The organism is Acinetobacter sp. LipI_15 (genome assembly GCF_058242865.1).
On sequence record NZ_JBZAYN010000001.1, the window covers coordinates 2431274 to 2446680 of the forward strand.

At 40.0% G+C, this 15407-nt stretch carries 14 protein-coding genes; 4 read left to right on the top strand and 10 right to left on the bottom strand.

Going from position 1 to position 15407, the window contains the following annotated elements; all coding sequences use genetic code 11:
* Position 1: 1 nt before the first annotated feature.
* Positions 2-3595, top strand: coding sequence for an AAA family ATPase (locus AC4CU0_RS11495; RefSeq protein ID WP_490743178.1), 3594 nt, complete (start codon positions 2-4; stop codon positions 3593-3595).
* Between the two features lie 48 nt (positions 3596-3643).
* Here the strand turns inward: AC4CU0_RS11495 and AC4CU0_RS11500 are convergent, their stop codons facing one another.
* Together AC4CU0_RS11500 and AC4CU0_RS11505 are read right to left on the bottom strand one after the other, a co-directional pair.
* Positions 3644-4444: a thioesterase family protein gene (locus tag AC4CU0_RS11500; RefSeq protein WP_078193098.1), complete on the bottom strand. Its 801-nt coding sequence runs from the start codon at positions 4442-4444 to the stop codon at positions 3644-3646.
* A gap of 193 nt (positions 4445-4637) precedes the next feature.
* Positions 4638-5324 (bottom strand): YggS family pyridoxal phosphate-dependent enzyme, encoded by a 687-nt coding sequence (locus AC4CU0_RS11505; RefSeq protein WP_490743179.1) that lies wholly within the window; start codon positions 5322-5324, stop codon positions 4638-4640.
* A gap of 125 nt (positions 5325-5449) precedes the next feature.
* Between AC4CU0_RS11505 and AC4CU0_RS11510 the strand changes: the two genes are divergently transcribed.
* Both AC4CU0_RS11510 and AC4CU0_RS11515 read left to right on the top strand, forming a co-directional pair.
* Entirely contained in the window at positions 5450-6487 is a 1038-nt protein-coding gene (locus AC4CU0_RS11510; RefSeq protein WP_078190026.1) for a type IV pilus twitching motility protein PilT, read from the top strand.
* Positions 6488-6514: 27 nt separating this feature from the next.
* Positions 6515-7636 carry a PilT/PilU family type 4a pilus ATPase gene (locus tag AC4CU0_RS11515; protein WP_168379063.1) on the top strand — a complete coding sequence of 374 codons (1122 nt, stop codon included), beginning with the start codon at positions 6515-6517 and terminating at the stop codon, positions 7634-7636.
* Positions 7637-7714: 78 nt separating this feature from the next.
* Here AC4CU0_RS11515 and fur read toward each other — a convergent pair whose 3' ends face one another.
* A complete protein-coding gene (gene fur / locus AC4CU0_RS11520; RefSeq protein WP_078193101.1) occupies positions 7715-8152 on the bottom strand; it encodes a ferric iron uptake transcriptional regulator in 438 nt (145 codons plus the stop codon).
* 112 nt (positions 8153-8264) lie between these two features.
* Between fur and AC4CU0_RS11525 the strand changes: the two genes are divergently transcribed.
* The gene (locus tag AC4CU0_RS11525) at positions 8265-8663 is read left to right on the top strand and encodes an outer membrane protein assembly factor BamE (protein ID WP_078193102.1); all 399 of its coding nucleotides are present in this window, start codon (positions 8265-8267) and stop codon (positions 8661-8663) included.
* A gap of 43 nt (positions 8664-8706) precedes the next feature.
* On the opposite strand, the gene AC4CU0_RS11530 is transcribed toward AC4CU0_RS11525, so the two are convergent.
* The 7 genes from AC4CU0_RS11530 to dut form a co-directional block, all read right to left on the bottom strand.
* Complete coding sequence (locus AC4CU0_RS11530; RefSeq protein WP_490743180.1) at positions 8707-9033, bottom strand: RnfH family protein; 327 nt, start codon at positions 9031-9033, stop codon at positions 8707-8709.
* Positions 9033-10115 carry a hypothetical protein gene (locus AC4CU0_RS11535; protein WP_180022273.1) on the bottom strand — a complete coding sequence of 361 codons (1083 nt, stop codon included), beginning with the start codon at positions 10113-10115 and terminating at the stop codon, positions 9033-9035. Before AC4CU0_RS11535 ends, AC4CU0_RS11530 begins: the two co-directional genes overlap by 1 nt.
* A 142-nt stretch (positions 10116-10257) precedes the next feature.
* Positions 10258-10713, bottom strand: a complete 456-nt coding sequence (locus AC4CU0_RS11540; protein ID WP_078190032.1) for a bacteriohemerythrin — start codon at positions 10711-10713, stop codon at positions 10258-10260.
* A 263-nt stretch (positions 10714-10976) separates the two neighbouring features.
* On the bottom strand, positions 10977-11825 hold the full coding sequence (locus AC4CU0_RS11545; RefSeq protein ID WP_490743499.1) for a class II glutamine amidotransferase: 849 nt from the start codon (positions 11823-11825) through the stop codon (positions 10977-10979).
* Positions 11826-12034: 209 nt separating this feature from the next.
* The gene (gene argB, locus AC4CU0_RS11550; protein ID WP_078190033.1) at positions 12035-12943 is read right to left on the bottom strand and encodes an acetylglutamate kinase; all 909 of its coding nucleotides are present in this window, start codon (positions 12941-12943) and stop codon (positions 12035-12037) included.
* A 10-nt stretch (positions 12944-12953) separates the two neighbouring features.
* A complete protein-coding gene (locus AC4CU0_RS11555; RefSeq protein WP_490743181.1) occupies positions 12954-14378 on the bottom strand; it encodes a phosphomannomutase/phosphoglucomutase in 1425 nt (474 codons plus the stop codon).
* A gap of 560 nt (positions 14379-14938) precedes the next feature.
* Positions 14939-15391 carry a dUTP diphosphatase gene (gene dut, locus AC4CU0_RS11560; protein ID WP_490743182.1) on the bottom strand — a complete coding sequence of 151 codons (453 nt, stop codon included), beginning with the start codon at positions 15389-15391 and terminating at the stop codon, positions 14939-14941.
* Positions 15392-15407: the final 16 nt, after the last annotated feature.

The window sequence follows — 15407 nt, forward strand, 5'->3', positions numbered from 1 at the left end:
CATGAAAATTTTATCTATACGCATTAAAAACTTGGCATCTTTAGCGGGTGAGCATTTTATTGATTTTGAATCTGAGCCATTGGCTAGTGCAGGCTTAGTGGCAATTATTGGTAAAACAGGTGCAGGTAAATCGACTATTTTAGATGCCATGTGTTTGGCGCTGTTTAACCGTGTGCCGCGCTTAAAAGACAGCGATGGCAAACTCATCGATGTAGATGGTTCAGAGCTGCCGACCAACTCACCGCAAACAGTCTTGCGCCGTGGTACAGGCCAAGGCTTTGCCGAGCTCAGTTTTATTGCTCAAGACCAAAAAGTCTATTCTGCACGTTGGGAAATTAAACGTGCCCGTGAAAACCCAAACGGTAAATTGCAAAGCGTACAGCGCTCACTGAAATGTTTAACAGATGGCACTGTTGTTGCGGATAAAACCAAAGCGGTTGAGAGCCAAATTTTACGCATAACTCAACTCAGTTTTGAACAGTTCACCCGTGCCGTTTTACTGGCTCAGTCAGAAGTGACCGCTTTTTTAAAAGCGCGTGATAATGAACGTGGCGAGCTATTGGAGTATCTAACCAATTCCAGTATTTTCGGAAAAATTGGTCAATTGGCCTTTGAAAAAACTAAACAAATTGCCAATCAGCGTAAAGAGCTGGAAAATGTTTTAGGACATATTGAAATATTGTCTGATGAAGATCTAATAACAACCACGAATCAATTCAATACGGTTTCTACAGAATATAAAAAGCTGGAAATAGAAAAATCAGCGTTCGAAAAAAATCAACAGTGGTATGAACAAAAGCAAAAATACGAAACTGATGTGCAAGCACGTCAGCAACAACTACAAAATCAGCAACAACAACTTGATGCACTTGCGCCTGAAAAGCTACAACTGCAACAACTTGAACGCTTTTCATCTATACGCCCAAGTGTAATTCAACAAAAAAATATCAAGCTTGAAATTGCACAATTACAGCCGCAATTGACACATGCACAACAGCATTTTTCAGAGATTGAACAACAATTCAATGCTGAAAAAACCATCTTTGAAAAAATAGATACAGAACAAAAACAACAGCATCAATTTGAGATTCAACATCAAGACAAAATTAAACTGGTGCGTGACCGGATTGCTGAACGTCTTGTATTGGTAGATCAATTACGCAAAGCGCAAGGTGATTTTAAAGAGATTGAAAACCAACTTGTTCCGCATATCAACAATGAAAAACAGATGAAGGAACAGCTTGAGCAACTGCAAACCAATATTGCTCAACACACGGCACAGCTAGAAAGTTCAAATCACTTTGCCTCACTCGATGATGCACTTTCAGCGCATATCACACAGACTCAACGATTTATTCAAAGTTATGCACAATTTGAAAAAAATTATGGCAATGTGCAACAAGCCAATACACAATTACAGACACAACAAAAACAACTTGAAAAATTAACGCAAACATTTGGGCAAGAAGATGCGCTCAATCAGAAAATTTCATCACTACGTTACGAACGTGACCAGCTTTTACAAAAATTAAATCAGCTCAATGTTGTTCAGCAACAATGGCAAAGCTTCCAAAATATTGATGCTGAAAACAACAATCTCATGACGGTGAAACGTACACTAGCTCAGCAAATTAAACAAAGTCATACGCAGCTAAAAACGGCCGAACTTACCTATCAAACGCAGAAAAATGAGCGTGAAAAACTGCAACACATGTTGCAACAACAGCGCTTACTGAATACGGAAAATATTGAAAAATTGCGTGCAGATTTGGTCGATGGCGAAGCGTGTTTAGTCTGTGGAAGTACCCATCATCCTTATTCAGAAAAAGAAGCTTTTTCTGATGAATTACTGAAACTACAAACGCAACAAGAACAACAAGCACTTGCATTGGAAAAAGTGGCTTTCGAAGCTTGGCAAAAATTACAAACCACCTCCACTCAGCAAACCGCGTTAATGGATGCCAATGCGCAACAGCTAGCGACCTTAAAAATACAACTTGATCAGGCAAAAAATGCGCTTCAACAACAATTAAATATTCTAAATATTTCTTTTGATTTTTCACATCAGCATGAAGCCTTGGCGCAACTGATTCAGACAAGAATCAATGAATCACAACAAGCGCAAAAACAAACTGAAGATGCCTTAATTTCACATGAAAATGCTCAAAAACAAAGTCATGCACTCATAACTTCAATTCAACAAACCACACAGCACTTATCCAGTGTGCAACAAGCTGAAATCAATATTCAGCATATTCTCATTGTGTTGAATGACGTAGAAAAAAAATTATGGGAACAGTCGACTTTAAGCGCGGCTGAACAGATTTATCACACACTACAACAACGTCAAAATTACTTAAAGCAACGCCACGAGTTAAATACTCAATATAATCAAACTTCACAACAGCTTGAGCACTATCAGCAACAAATTAAATTTAGTCAGGAAAAAATTCAAACGGCTCAAAATCTAATTGAAAATTTAACAATTGAGGGCAAAAAAAATAGTGATATTGCGATTCAAACTATTTTTGAGATGACCCAAACACAAGTTGAAAAACCACATGATTGGTTAAATGATTTTGACCAAAACAGACAACTGTTACAGACGAGATTCAATCAGGCTCGTCAAACATTCGATCAAGTACGTCAAGCCTTTGAAACCAGTCAAAGTCGCTTAAAAGAATACCTCACCCAGCAAACACAATTAGTCACTCAAATGAGGCATGTTGAAAATACGCTTCAACAATGGATGAGCCAAAATTCAGAATTTAGTGAAACGCTGTTAGCGCAACTTAGTGCAATTTCATATGAACAAGAACAGCAGCTTAAACAGCGTGTTTTAAATGCAGAACGTGCCTATTCAGATGCTCAAGCAGGTATTCAGGCTATTCAAGAAACGTTGAAACAGCATTTAAAAACACAGCCTGAAATACAAATTTTACAAATCGAGCGTGTCATTGCACTAAATCTTAAAGCCCTTGCAGAACAGCAAGAACTTAGAGATCAACTTAAAAGTAAGTTAGATGTTCATTTTTCTAACCTCAGCAAACAAAAACAATTTACCGATCAGATTCAACAGATCCAATCTGAGGAACATCGTTGGAATAAGATTTCGAGCTTAATGGGCGATGCAACGGGCAAGAAATTCCGTGATTTGGCACAGCAATATAACCTCGATATTTTAATTGAATATGCCAATCAGCAATTGGCGATGCTTTCACAGCGCTATACCTTAAAGCGCCTTGAAAACTCATTAAGCCTAGCCATTGTCGATCATGATATGGATGGTGAAACCCGCTCGGTCTCTTCGCTTTCAGGCGGTGAGTCTTTCTTAACCGCGCTCGCTTTATCCTTAGCCATTGCGAGCATGGCATCAGGTACAACAAAAATTGAAAGCCTATTTATTGACGAAGGATTTGGTACGCTAGACGCTTCAAGTCTGCACATGGTGATGAATGCTCTGGATCAGCTACAAAACCAAGGGCGTAAAGTCGTGCTAATTTCTCACATTCAAGAAATGCACGAACGAATCCCTGTGCAAATTCAAGTCAATCCTGTCGGAGCAGGTGCAAGCACCATCCAAATCGTATCTTAAAAAAAGCCTGCTTAAAGCAGGCTTTATAATTTTTGATTCTCTAGATCATTACGTCCCGAGTGGACGTAGCGTTAAAATCTGTTCACTACGCCCAAATGGGCCATGGACATCATGCAATACAGAACTACTCAAACCAACACCATCCGCTCCATACTGCTGCACGGTTTCCAGACCTAACCACTGTCCCTGTGGTAAACGGTGCAAATGGATTTGTAGATCCAGATTTGGAAAGCCCCAGCCAAATGGCCAATCCTGACGCGGAACAATACCATTGGCGGTATCAACCATGCCCATTAAACGGACAAAATCAGCAGTCGGCTCACCTTCAACCATGTCATGCTGTGTTCTCAGCCACACAATGCCTTGACCTGCACGGCGCCCATGGCTTCTTGCTTCAATCGACTGAATATATCCCCCCGGCCACTGACGGATACCGTCCCAAATCGGCGCAGTTTCTGGCCCAGTCACATCAGCATCCTCCAAACCTTTCACGGACTGGCTATTTTGCGTCATCATGCGCCAAGTGCGTGCCACAATGCAGGTTTTTCCCTGAGCCCGCATTTCAGATTCAATCAGTTCAATGGTTTTTCCCGGACGAATCACTTGCGTGATTATTTCAAACTCGCCAGCAGGAATTAAGCCCAAAATATCGAGGCTAATGCGCCCGATACGCATATCATGACGTGGTGAAAAACGGTCTAATTCAGCACAAATAATGCCTGTAGCTGGTGCCATGTGTTGCTCATGTGCATTCCATGCACCTTGTGCTAAATTGGTCGAATGGTAATGTGCCGTGACACAGCCTTGCGCATCTACGTCGCGTTGAATCAACTGATAATATGCCGTCATGAACTTCCCTATTTGTCCAAGTGTGAATTACTTCAATATCAAAAACATCCTGATTATTTTGTACTCAACTTTAATGGAATGTTCAAATTAAAAGGCTCACTTTGAACCCATAGGTTTCATCTATTGTGAAAATTTATCTGCTGTGCTTACACTTTATAAGCCTAGTTTTTGAAAGCAGGCTGAATCTTCTGTCCTATTTTGAATAATCACGTGCGCCAAACAATGCTGTCCCCACGCGAACCATGGTGGATCCGGCAGCAATCGCATCTGTCATATCACCTGACATCCCCATGCTTAAGGTATCCCAATCCTCAGGTTTCGTATGCTGTGCTTTGACATGCTCAAAGAGCACTTTAGCATCAACAAAAGCTTGTGGATTGTTTGGAGCAGGAATTACCATCAGTCCACGTAAGCGTAAATTCGGTAGCGTAGAAATCTGTGCGACCAAATCTGCTACTTCATTCGGCTGACAGCCATCCTTCGTATCTTGCGCGTCAATATTGACTTGTAGGCAAATATTCAAAGGCGCTTGAGTCGCTTCTCGCTGGCCTGATAAACGCTCCGCAATAATCAAACGGTCTACCCCATGCACCCAAGCAAAGTTTGAAGCCAAATGTTTGGTTTTATTACGCTGTACATGACCTATAAAATGCCATTCAATCTCTAAATCTGCCAAAGCCTCTATTTTTTGAAGCGCTTCTTGCAGATAATTTTCACCAAATGAGCGTTGCCCCGTTGTATACATTTCTCTTAGCATTTCAGCAGGATGCGTCTTTGATACAGCCAATAATTCAACCGACTGCTGTGAGCGACCCGCAAGTTGGCAAGCCTGCTCAATTTGCTGCAAAACTTGATTTCGTGCTTCTTGAAGTATATTCATTGACGGGGTTCTCATTTCATTCATCTTTTTTTGCATTGCCCTGCAACTAAGTGTTGGTTAAGCTGTGGGAAAGCCTTATTATTCTATCAAAATAATTAAGATTTAATTTTTATCTCGGGGATTTTATGGACATTACAGAACTATTGGCCTTTGCTGCCAAAAATAACGCTTCGGATTTACATTTATCTTCTGGTATGCCACCAATGATTCGTGTGGATGGTGAAGTTCGTCGTATCAACCTTCCTGCTCTTGAACACAAAGAAGTGCACAAATTGGTTTACGACATCATGAACGATAAACAGCGTCGTGATTACGAAGAAAAATTAGAAACTGACTTTTCATTTGAAGTACCTGGTGTGGCTCGTTTCCGTGTGAACGCATTTAACCAAAACCGTGGTGCTGGTGCCGTATTCCGTACCATTCCTTCAAAAGTATTGACCATTGAAGATCTTGGCATGGGCCAAATCTTTAAAGATATTTGTGAATATCCACGTGGCATCGTACTGGTGACCGGTCCAACAGGTTCGGGTAAATCAACCACGCTTGCTGCGATGGTCGATTACATTAACGACAACCGTTATGACCATATTCTAACGGTCGAAGACCCGATCGAATTTGTACACGAATCTAAAAAATGCTTGGTCAACCAACGTGAAGTACACCGTGATACCCACGGCTTTAACGAAGCACTTCGTTCCGCACTGCGTGAAGACCCGGATATTATCTTAGTCGGTGAGATGCGTGACCTTGAAACCATTCGTTTGGCACTGACAGCCGCTGAAACAGGTCACTTGGTCTTCGGTACTCTACATACCACCTCTGCGGCAAAAACCATTGACCGTGTGATTGACGTATTCCCTGCTGAAGAAAAAGACATGGTTCGTGCCATGTTATCTGAATCACTTCAAGCCGTAATTTCACAAACCCTACTCAAGAAAAATGGCGGTGGTCGTGTAGCTGCGCATGAAATCATGATCGGTATTCCTGCGATCCGTAACTTGATTCGTGAAAACAAAGTTGCGCAAATGTATTCAGCGATTCAAACGGGTGCCAACTACGGTATGACCACACTCGATCAAAGCTTAAAAAACCTTGTCGCAAAAGGCATTATTAGTACGCAAACTGCACGGACTGCAGCAAAACAACCCGAATCTTTCTTGTAATTTTTTTATTTTTCTGGGGCGATCGTTATGGATTTTAACGGCTTACTTGATTATATGGTGGAGAAAAAAGCATCGGATTTGTTTATTACAGCCGATGTTGAACCCTCGATTAAAATCAATGGGCAAATTTTGCCAATTGGCTCGACTAAGTTACCGGGCCCGACTGTCGGTCAAATCTTACATTCGATTATGTCTGACAAACAGCGTAAGGAATTTGCCGATACGCGCGAATGTAACTTTGCCATTAGTAATACCAGTAAATCTGCTCGTTTTCGTGTCAGCGCCTTTCAACAACGTGACCAGCCAGGTATGGTTCTGCGTCGTATCGAAACCGTTATTCCAACGATGGATGAGTTGAAATTACCGCCGATTTTAAAAGAATTAGCGATGACCAAGCGTGGCATTATCATTTTCGTAGGTGCAACGGGTACAGGTAAATCAACCTCTTTGGCATCTTTGATTGGCTATCGTAATGAAAATAGCAAAGGTCATATCATTACAATTGAAGACCCGATTGAATTTGTACACCAACACCGAGGCTGTATCATTACCCAACGTGAAGTGGGTATTGATACCGACTCTTTCGAAGTTGCCTTAAAGAATACGCTACGTCAAGCACCTGACGTGATTCTGATTGGTGAGATTCGTTCACGTGAAACCATGGACTATGCGATTGCCTTTGCTGAAACCGGTCACTTGGTTTTTGCAACACTGCATGCCAACAACGCCAACCAGGCCATCGATCGTATCATTCACTTCTTTGAAGCGGATCGTCATAGTCAACTGTTCATGGACTTGTCTTTGAACTTAAAAGCAATGGTTGCGCAGCAGTTGATTCCAACCATTGATGGTAATTCACGTCGTGCTGCCATTGAGATTTTGATCAACTCACCTTTAATTTCAGACTTAATCCGTAAGGGTGAAGTGCATGAAATTAAAGACCTGATGAAGCGTTCTCGTGAACTAGGTATGCAAACCTTTGACCAAGCCTTATATGACCTTTATAAAGCCAAGCAAATTAGCTACAAAGATGCGCTCAAACATGCCGATTCACCGAACGACCTACGTCTACAAATTAAATTGTCTGAAGAAGGCGGTGAGCATTTACTGCGTGCAAATTCAAATATTACCTTTGATGGTCAACATTAATTTTGCTTAAACGCTTTCGGAAATAAAAAACAGACTTCACATGAAGTCTGTTTTTTATTCATTCTCATCCGTATCGGATTATTTTTTGCGATATGCTTCTTGGCATTCAGGCGCATCACAATAGCCATAAAGATTTAATGAGTGACCTGTAAGTTGGAAACCAAATTTTTCTGCCACTTGATGTTGCTCATGCTCAATCACATCATTAGTAAATTCCACCACTTTATTGCAGTTTTGACACACAATATGGTCATGGTGATCTTCTTGCATAATCTCAAAAACAGAATGATTGTTTTCAAAATGATGGCGTTGAATAATACCTGCAGCTTCAAACTGTGTTAACACGCGATACACAGTTGCTAAACCCACATCTTCACCCTGTTCAAGTAAAGTCTTATAAATATCTTCTGCACTTAAGTGATGTTGTCTTGAATTTTCAAGCAATTCCAATATTTTAATTCGTGGAAGTGTAACTTTAAGTCCAGCTTTACGTAAATCTTGATTTGAAATAGGCATGAAAAAAGGTCTCTCAACAAAATTAAAGTTGGAATATGCAACAAAGTGTAGATGCAGTATGATCTATCCTTGGATCAAATGCATCATAATTAATTTGGGATAGTTTAGCAAAATGCAAAAAATCATGCTGACGTTATTCGTCACTTCATTGCTCGTAGGCTGTTCAACCTTGGGCGTTTATAAAGTTGATATTCCACAAGGTACACCTTTAACTCAAGCACAAGCGGCTAAAATTCAAGTGGGAATGAGCCACCAACAAGTTCGCTTTTTGCTAGGTAGTCCAACTGTTGCCGATCCAATGAATCCGTTACGTTGGGACTACATTTATAAGTATACCCCAGGAACATATGCTAAAAAAGCCAAGATTCCTGCTGCACATGGTCAACACTTAAAAATCTTCTTTGACCAAAACGGTATCGTTCAAAAAATTGAAGGCTTAGAAACCATTCCAGAGTCTCAACCGGGCTTACCAGGTTCTAAAGAAGCGATTTTAACTGCGCCACCACTATAGTCGCTTTAAGATAAAAATAACCCCCTAAATTTAGGGGTTTTTTTTATAAGTACAATTGCTTGAAACGATTGCCTCGACAATAACGGCCGACGGGATTTTTCTTGGCACGATTACGACGAATATCTTTCGGATTAATGGTTAACGCACGATAGATTTCGACGCGATCACCTGCTTCAAGTAACTGAGATGAATCGCTTACACGCGCCCCGAAGATTCCTAGTGTTAATACTTCTGGTAAATCCATTTGTTTTCGAATGCCACTTTGCACAATAGCATCTTCAACCGTCATACCGGGATTAAAGCTCAGCGGAATTAATATCTGCTGTTCAACGCCTGCATAAGCCACCCACACTTGTAACTGAGCAGTCATTAGAATAACTGCCCAATCACAGCCACCAATGCCAATATTATTGACAAGGGCACTACGATACGTACGGCAATACGCCAAATATTATAAAAGGTTTCATGACTGAAGTTCATTGACTTACGTAGATGACTAATCTTCATAATCCACCCTGCGAAAATCGCATAAATCAGACAAATAATTAAGCCCCAAATCAATAAGGCAATATTAAATACTGGAACAACAGTGCTCAGTGCCCATACAAAAACCGCAACCAATAAAATCGCCCATTGCACCACTACGGCCAATTGGCGTTGTTGTAATTGTTCACGTGCCATTTGAATCAGCAATGCTGAAGCTGCGACTAAACCCACAACCAGTGCTAAAGCAGGTACTTGTGCTTTTGCTGCGAAAAAGGCAAAAGCAACCACTGCCAAAAGTTGAGCGATCCAAATTGGAAATACCGTTTTGCTTGCAATCTCTTGTTGCTTCACGGCTGGTAAACTTGACTGCCAGTACAAGCCCATCCCCAAACCACTTGCTACGAGCGCCAAGACAGTTGCATTGCCCCATTCACTAAATTCGAGCGCAGTCATTTTCCACTCTGGTAAGGCAGTTCCCATAACATTCGCTAAGACTACTGCAGCAATCACACCAATAGCGGTCAAAATCACTAAAAATTGGCGTGGTACAAACGACAATGCAAATGCAATGACCGCAAGGACAGCCAAAATCATGCTATAGGCAAAGCCATTAGCTGTAAAAATTGCCACATATTGCGATGCGGCTGAAAGCATGGCACCTGCTAAAAATGGAATAAATACTACGGCAAGCCAACCGACTACACGCCATTTGGGTGAAGCATCCGCATCACGTGTTAGCGAAGACAGTGCTTGAACTGCTGTGGTTTTTGAACGTTTTGCTAAAGCAATTTCCAAATAACATAGCGGTAAAGCTAAAATAAGCATTGTACCTAGCCACAACAGCCAGAAATCTAGCTGACGTTCAATTTGAATACCTGTTACCGGTGCTAAAGTTGCAATAATGATAAAAGATAAACAGAACGCCATCAGTGGCGATAACCATTTCGACATCGCATTGTCCTGCATGACAAATTCCTTTGAAAATTCTAGCGCTATTTTGCCTTGCTGTGCCTTGAAAATCAAAAACAAAAAGCAAATCACCTTAAAGGTGATTTGCTGCGCAAATAATATTATTAGATTTTAATTGTTTTTATTTCATTTTTTGAGGTTATGAAAAGAAACGTGCAAACCAATTTTTGCCTTTTTTCTTTTCTTTTTCTTTGATGATACCCATCATATTTTCTTTAACCGCACCGACATAATCAGCATCATCGTGCTGAATATGGTTAATCAGCCATTTTGAAAGCACTTCATGTAATTCATTTTCAATCGCATGCCCCATTTCAAAACGGTCACGGTAAGATTCAATTTTTTTAATAAATAAATCATGTACGCGTTTATGTGGCACACGATATTTATAACCCGCTTCTTCTTGTAAAGATTCTTCGAAGGTAAAATGTGATTGCGTGTAATCAATAATGTTTTCCAGAATTTGTTTCACACGATCACGATCTGTATTTGCGTCAATGCCATCAATTTCATTGATGTAGTCAAGAATCCGTTTGTGTTGATCGTCAATCACATCGATACCAGTATTGTATTCTGGAACCCATTTCATTTTCATTACGACCACCTATAAATATGAAGGACTTATCACGTAAATTTCATCATATAATTAAAGGACTTAAATAAAAATGAAGTAAAAAGGTTGGTTTTAATTGAAATACTGCCATTTATATTGTAATCAATTGTTTTTATTATGTTAATTTATTTAATCCCGAGCATAAAGCTAAGATATTTTTTAATCAATTCAATATCTTAGAAAATACCCTTAATTCAATAAAGTGTAAGATATTCATTTTTATAATGAATATCTTTCATTCAAAATTAATACTGATCTGCACGCGTGACGCGTTTTAAAGATGGGTCCAGCCGCTCACGTTCTAAACGTTCAACAACCGTCTTTGCAGCACGTATCGGACGGCCATGTTGAAATAAAATCATTTCACCCGGCTCAAATGCTGTCCAAACTTCGTTTTGCGTTAGGGGTTCAGTGGTAATCACGGCAACACGGTCTTCAGACGTGGTGACTTCACTAAAATCGACTTCAACATCAATATCAATCAACTGTGCAGGTTGAAATGGGAACTCTCGAACCAACCAATGCAGCTTGGTAATCGCATAACTAAATAGCGCCTGCCCATTCGACAAACAAAAATTAAAGGTGCCATGTTCTGCAATTTTCGGAGAAATTTCTAATAACAGATCAAACACCTGATCGAGTGTAGGTTCGGTATAACCAAAACGTTTTACCATTTGCTCGAGCAAATAGCAAAAGGCCAATTCACTGTCGGTATTGCCGACGGGGTTGAAGCGCCCCGTGAGCTCAGGCTGAAAGCCATGTAGGTCGCCATTATGTGCAAAAATCCACTGTCTGCCCCACAATTCACGACTAAATGGATGTGAGTTTTCAAGATTAATTTTGCCTTGTGTCGCTTTACGAATGTGTGCAATCACATTGCGAGATTTAATCGGGTAGTTTCGGATCAGCTCAGCAATCGGAGACTCTACAGCAGATTGATTGTCGACAAATAAACGACATGCTTTATCTTCAAAAAAAGCGATACCAAAGCCATCACAATGATCTGAGGTAATTCCTGCTCGCTGCGAAAATCCCCGAAACGAAAAAGTAATATCGGTAGGAGTCGCACAATTCATTCCGAGCAGCTGGCACATATCGATCATTTCAGCAGTAAATCTATGATTTCTCTATTGTGCATGACAGTTTTAGTTGTTGTAAATCTAAAATCGGCGCCATTGTAAGAGTTTTTATAATCCAACAGGGCAAATACATTATTTGATCTTTTCAAATCTCACTTAGCCAACTGATAAATAATAAAAAAGCCTCAAAAGAGGCTTTTTTATATCAAAAAATGCTAAGTATCTTAAGCTTTTTTCACATTGGTTCGATTGGTGATTAAAGTCCCCACACCATGATCTGTAAAGATTTCAAGTAATGTTGCATGAGGTACACGACCATCAACAATATGCGCGCTGATTACGCCACCTTTGACTGCATCTAATGCACAGCCAACTTTCGGAATCATGCCGCCATAGATCACGCCAGTTTCAATCAAACGATCGACTTCTTGGGTGGTTAACCCAGTCAGCAGATTTTTATTTTCGTCTAAAACACCCGTGATATTGGTCAATAAAATTAGCTTTTCCGCACCCAATGCTTCCGCCACTTTACCTGCAACCAAGTCAGCATTGATGTTATAGGTATTGCCGTCTTCGTCTACACCTAATGGTGCAATCACAGGAATAAAATCGCTTTGGGTAAACATTTCAAGTACGTCAGTTTTCACACCAACCACTTCGCCAACTAGACCTAAATCAATCTGTTTTACTGAACCATCTTCGGCAGTTTTTTCCATCAATAATTTTTGCGCACGGATCAAATTACCATCTTTACCGGTTAAACCAATTGCACGGCCACCGTGTTTATTGATTAAGTTCACAATCGATTTGTTCACGCTGCCGCCCAAGACCATCTCGACAACTTCCATCGTTGCAGGATCAGTCACGCGCATACCGTCGATACGATCAGACTCACGGCCTAATTGTTTGAGGAATGAATCCACTTGTGGACCACCGCCATGTACCACAATCGGATTTAGACCAACCGTTTTCAGCAATACGATATCACGTGCAAATGAACTCTCAAGCTCAGGATCGGTCATGGCATTACCACCATACTTCACTACCAGCGTCTTACCCGCAAAACGTTGAATATACGGCAAAGCTTCCGTCAGGATTTGTGCTTTGTCGATGCCAGTATGTTGATGTGGCATTTGCCTCTCCTTATTGAGCATCTGGAATGTCATGAGCAATGTCTGGATAGTGCTCAACTAACATGAAAACAAACAGATCTCGTATTTCTTTTAAGCGTGCTGATGAGTTGGCATCAAAGCGTAAAGTGAAATACTCACCTGTATTCGATGCTCGAATGATGCCAAATCCATCATCAAAATCAAGGCGTATTCCATCAATTTTACTGATTTGTGCCGGAATTCGCGTAGAATTGGCTTCAACCTGCTTTAAAACTTCCGCTGGATCATGCTGATGCGTACTGACATATAAATCTTCGGTACTAAAGCGCTCCGGATATTTCGCCAAAGCTTCTGATAATGTCAGCCCCTGAGTTTGAATATATTCTAAGACCCTTAAGGCAGCATATAGACCATCGTCATAACCGCCGCCGCGGCCGTCATTAAAAACATAATGCCCTGCGTATTCACCACCAAAAACCGCTTTGCCTTTAGATTGGGAAATATATTTTCGCAAGAAACTACTGCCCGTTCGAATCATGACAGGCTGTGCTTCTAGATCACACACAGTATCGCGAATCATCGTTGAACATTTCACATCAAATACCACTTCTGCATGTGGTTTTTGAGTCAAACAAATTTCAGCAAATAAACATAATAATCGATCTGCAGAAACCACTTTGCCAGTTTCATCAATCAGTACTAAACGATCACCATCACCATCTAAAGCAATACCAATATCAGCCTTTTGCAACTGTATGGCTTGGCGAAGGTGAGTTAAATGTTTGAGCTGTGATGGATCTGGAGCATGATCAGGGAAATGTCCATCAGCTTGGCAACGTAATGCCAAAACTTCACAGCCTAATTTATTTAATAATAAGGCTGCACAATGCCCAGCTGAACCATGCATGCCATCGATCACAACTTTAAGTGGTTGCTGTAAATGAATGTCATTTAAAATAAATTTCTGATAGGCCAAACAATATTCAGGCTTGATTTCGTGTGGCTCATGTTCAGTCATCAAATGCACACGTTCCGATGAAAAACAATTTCGTGCTTCGACTGCAACGTGTTGAATCATCTCCGGACAAGGTGGCTCACCTTTGATAATCCACTTGATACCATTATCTGATTTAGGATTATGGCTCGCCGTCACCATAATGCCATTGCCTTGAAATTGTCCCGCAATAAAATACAACATCGGGCTTGAGCAGCAGCCAATAATTTCCGCTTCAAGGCCAGCCTCATGGCAGACTTTTTGAATTATTTTTGCATAGGTTGGACTGGTTAAACGCGCATCATAGCCAATAGCAAGTCTCTTTTGCCCTACATCTAAATATTGTTTGACTAAGCCACAAGCAATTGACTGAACTAAATCAGCATTTAAGAGCGATATTTTCCCGCGAATGTCATATGCACGAAAAATATGTTGCGGAAAGTGACTAAACAGTGAACCCATACTATGTTCTTCTAATTACATCTTTATTAATTAAAAAATCTAAAATTCTATTGAGAATTTAAGTTTTAATTAAAGGATAAAATCCTGAAAAAAAGTGTAGCTTTTTTATAACAAATTTAGTAAACAATCAATTAATAATATTTAAATACTGATCTAAAAATTACACTCGCATTTATCCACTAATTTATTTTTAAAATTAAATCAATATCTTACATTAATAAAAATATCAAATTATCATTTAGTCTTAAATATTTTACTTTTCAAATATTTTTGATTATTTATTCAAATGTGTATAAATATAGTAAATCGATCAAATTTAAACCAATACACAAAATTCTGATTATTCTTTACCCTCACCCCTAAAATATAAACCAAGTAAACTCATCAGAATTAAAAATCCTAATAAGATCCAAAATATTCTAAATATAGATTTGAATTTGAATAAATTAAAATTTAAATAAAATGATATAAATAAAAACCATCACGAGGATGGTTTTTTATTAGCTACTTGATTTTAGGCATTTACTTGTCAACACACTAGAGCAAAAGTCTTGCGCTAATTAGTTTTTACCTGTATGACCAAAACCGCCTGCTCCTCGTTCAGTGGCTTCAAACTCATCTACAATATCAAACTGAGCTTGTATAACTGGCACTAAAACATATTGTGCTAAACGCTCACCCGGCTCTAGGCTAAATGCCGTTTGGCTACGGTTCCAAACAGATACCATCAATTCACCTTGGTAGTCTGAGTCAATCAAACCGACCAAGTTACCCAACACGATTCCGTGTTTATGACCTAAGCCTGAACGTGGCAGAATTAAACCTGCAAAGTTAGTATCTTCGATATAAATCGATAGGCCTGTTTTTACCAGAACAGTTTGACCCGGTTCAATTACGGTGGTTTCTTCTACACATGCACGGAGATCAAGACCTGCCGAACCTGCTGTGGCATAAGTTGGCATTGGCCATTCCGTACCTAAACGTGTGTCGAGAACTTTAACTTGAACTTTCATGGTTCATTCCTGTTTC

Excerpts from the sequence above, each read along its gene's own strand:
- AC4CU0_RS11495 (WP_490743178.1), top strand. The coding sequence starts at position 2 with ATGAAAATTTTATCTATACGCATTAAAAACTTGGCATCTTTAGCGGGT.
- AC4CU0_RS11500 (WP_078193098.1), bottom strand. The coding sequence starts at position 4,444 with ATGACGGCATATTATCAGTTGATTCAACGCGACGTAGATGCGCAAGGC.
- AC4CU0_RS11505 (WP_490743179.1), bottom strand. The coding sequence starts at position 5,324 with ATGAATATACTTCAAGAAGCACGAAATCAAGTTTTGCAGCAAATTGAG.
- AC4CU0_RS11510 (WP_078190026.1), top strand. The coding sequence starts at position 5,450 with ATGGACATTACAGAACTATTGGCCTTTGCTGCCAAAAATAACGCTTCG.
- AC4CU0_RS11515 (WP_168379063.1), top strand. The coding sequence starts at position 6,515 with ATGGATTTTAACGGCTTACTTGATTATATGGTGGAGAAAAAAGCATCG.
- fur (WP_078193101.1), bottom strand. The coding sequence starts at position 8,152 with ATGCCTATTTCAAATCAAGATTTACGTAAAGCTGGACTTAAAGTTACA.
- AC4CU0_RS11525 (WP_078193102.1), top strand. The coding sequence starts at position 8,265 with ATGCAAAAAATCATGCTGACGTTATTCGTCACTTCATTGCTCGTAGGC.
- AC4CU0_RS11530 (WP_490743180.1), bottom strand. The coding sequence starts at position 9,033 with ATGACTGCTCAGTTACAAGTGTGGGTGGCTTATGCAGGCGTTGAACAG.
- AC4CU0_RS11535 (WP_180022273.1), bottom strand. The coding sequence starts at position 10,115 with ATGCAGGACAATGCGATGTCGAAATGGTTATCGCCACTGATGGCGTTC.
- AC4CU0_RS11540 (WP_078190032.1), bottom strand. The coding sequence starts at position 10,713 with ATGAAAATGAAATGGGTTCCAGAATACAATACTGGTATCGATGTGATT.
- AC4CU0_RS11545 (WP_490743499.1), bottom strand. The coding sequence starts at position 11,825 with ATGTGCCAGCTGCTCGGAATGAATTGTGCGACTCCTACCGATATTACT.
- argB (WP_078190033.1), bottom strand. The coding sequence starts at position 12,943 with ATGCCACATCAACATACTGGCATCGACAAAGCACAAATCCTGACGGAA.
- AC4CU0_RS11555 (WP_490743181.1), bottom strand. The coding sequence starts at position 14,378 with ATGGGTTCACTGTTTAGTCACTTTCCGCAACATATTTTTCGTGCATAT.
- dut (WP_490743182.1), bottom strand. The coding sequence starts at position 15,391 with ATGAAAGTTCAAGTTAAAGTTCTCGACACACGTTTAGGTACGGAATGG.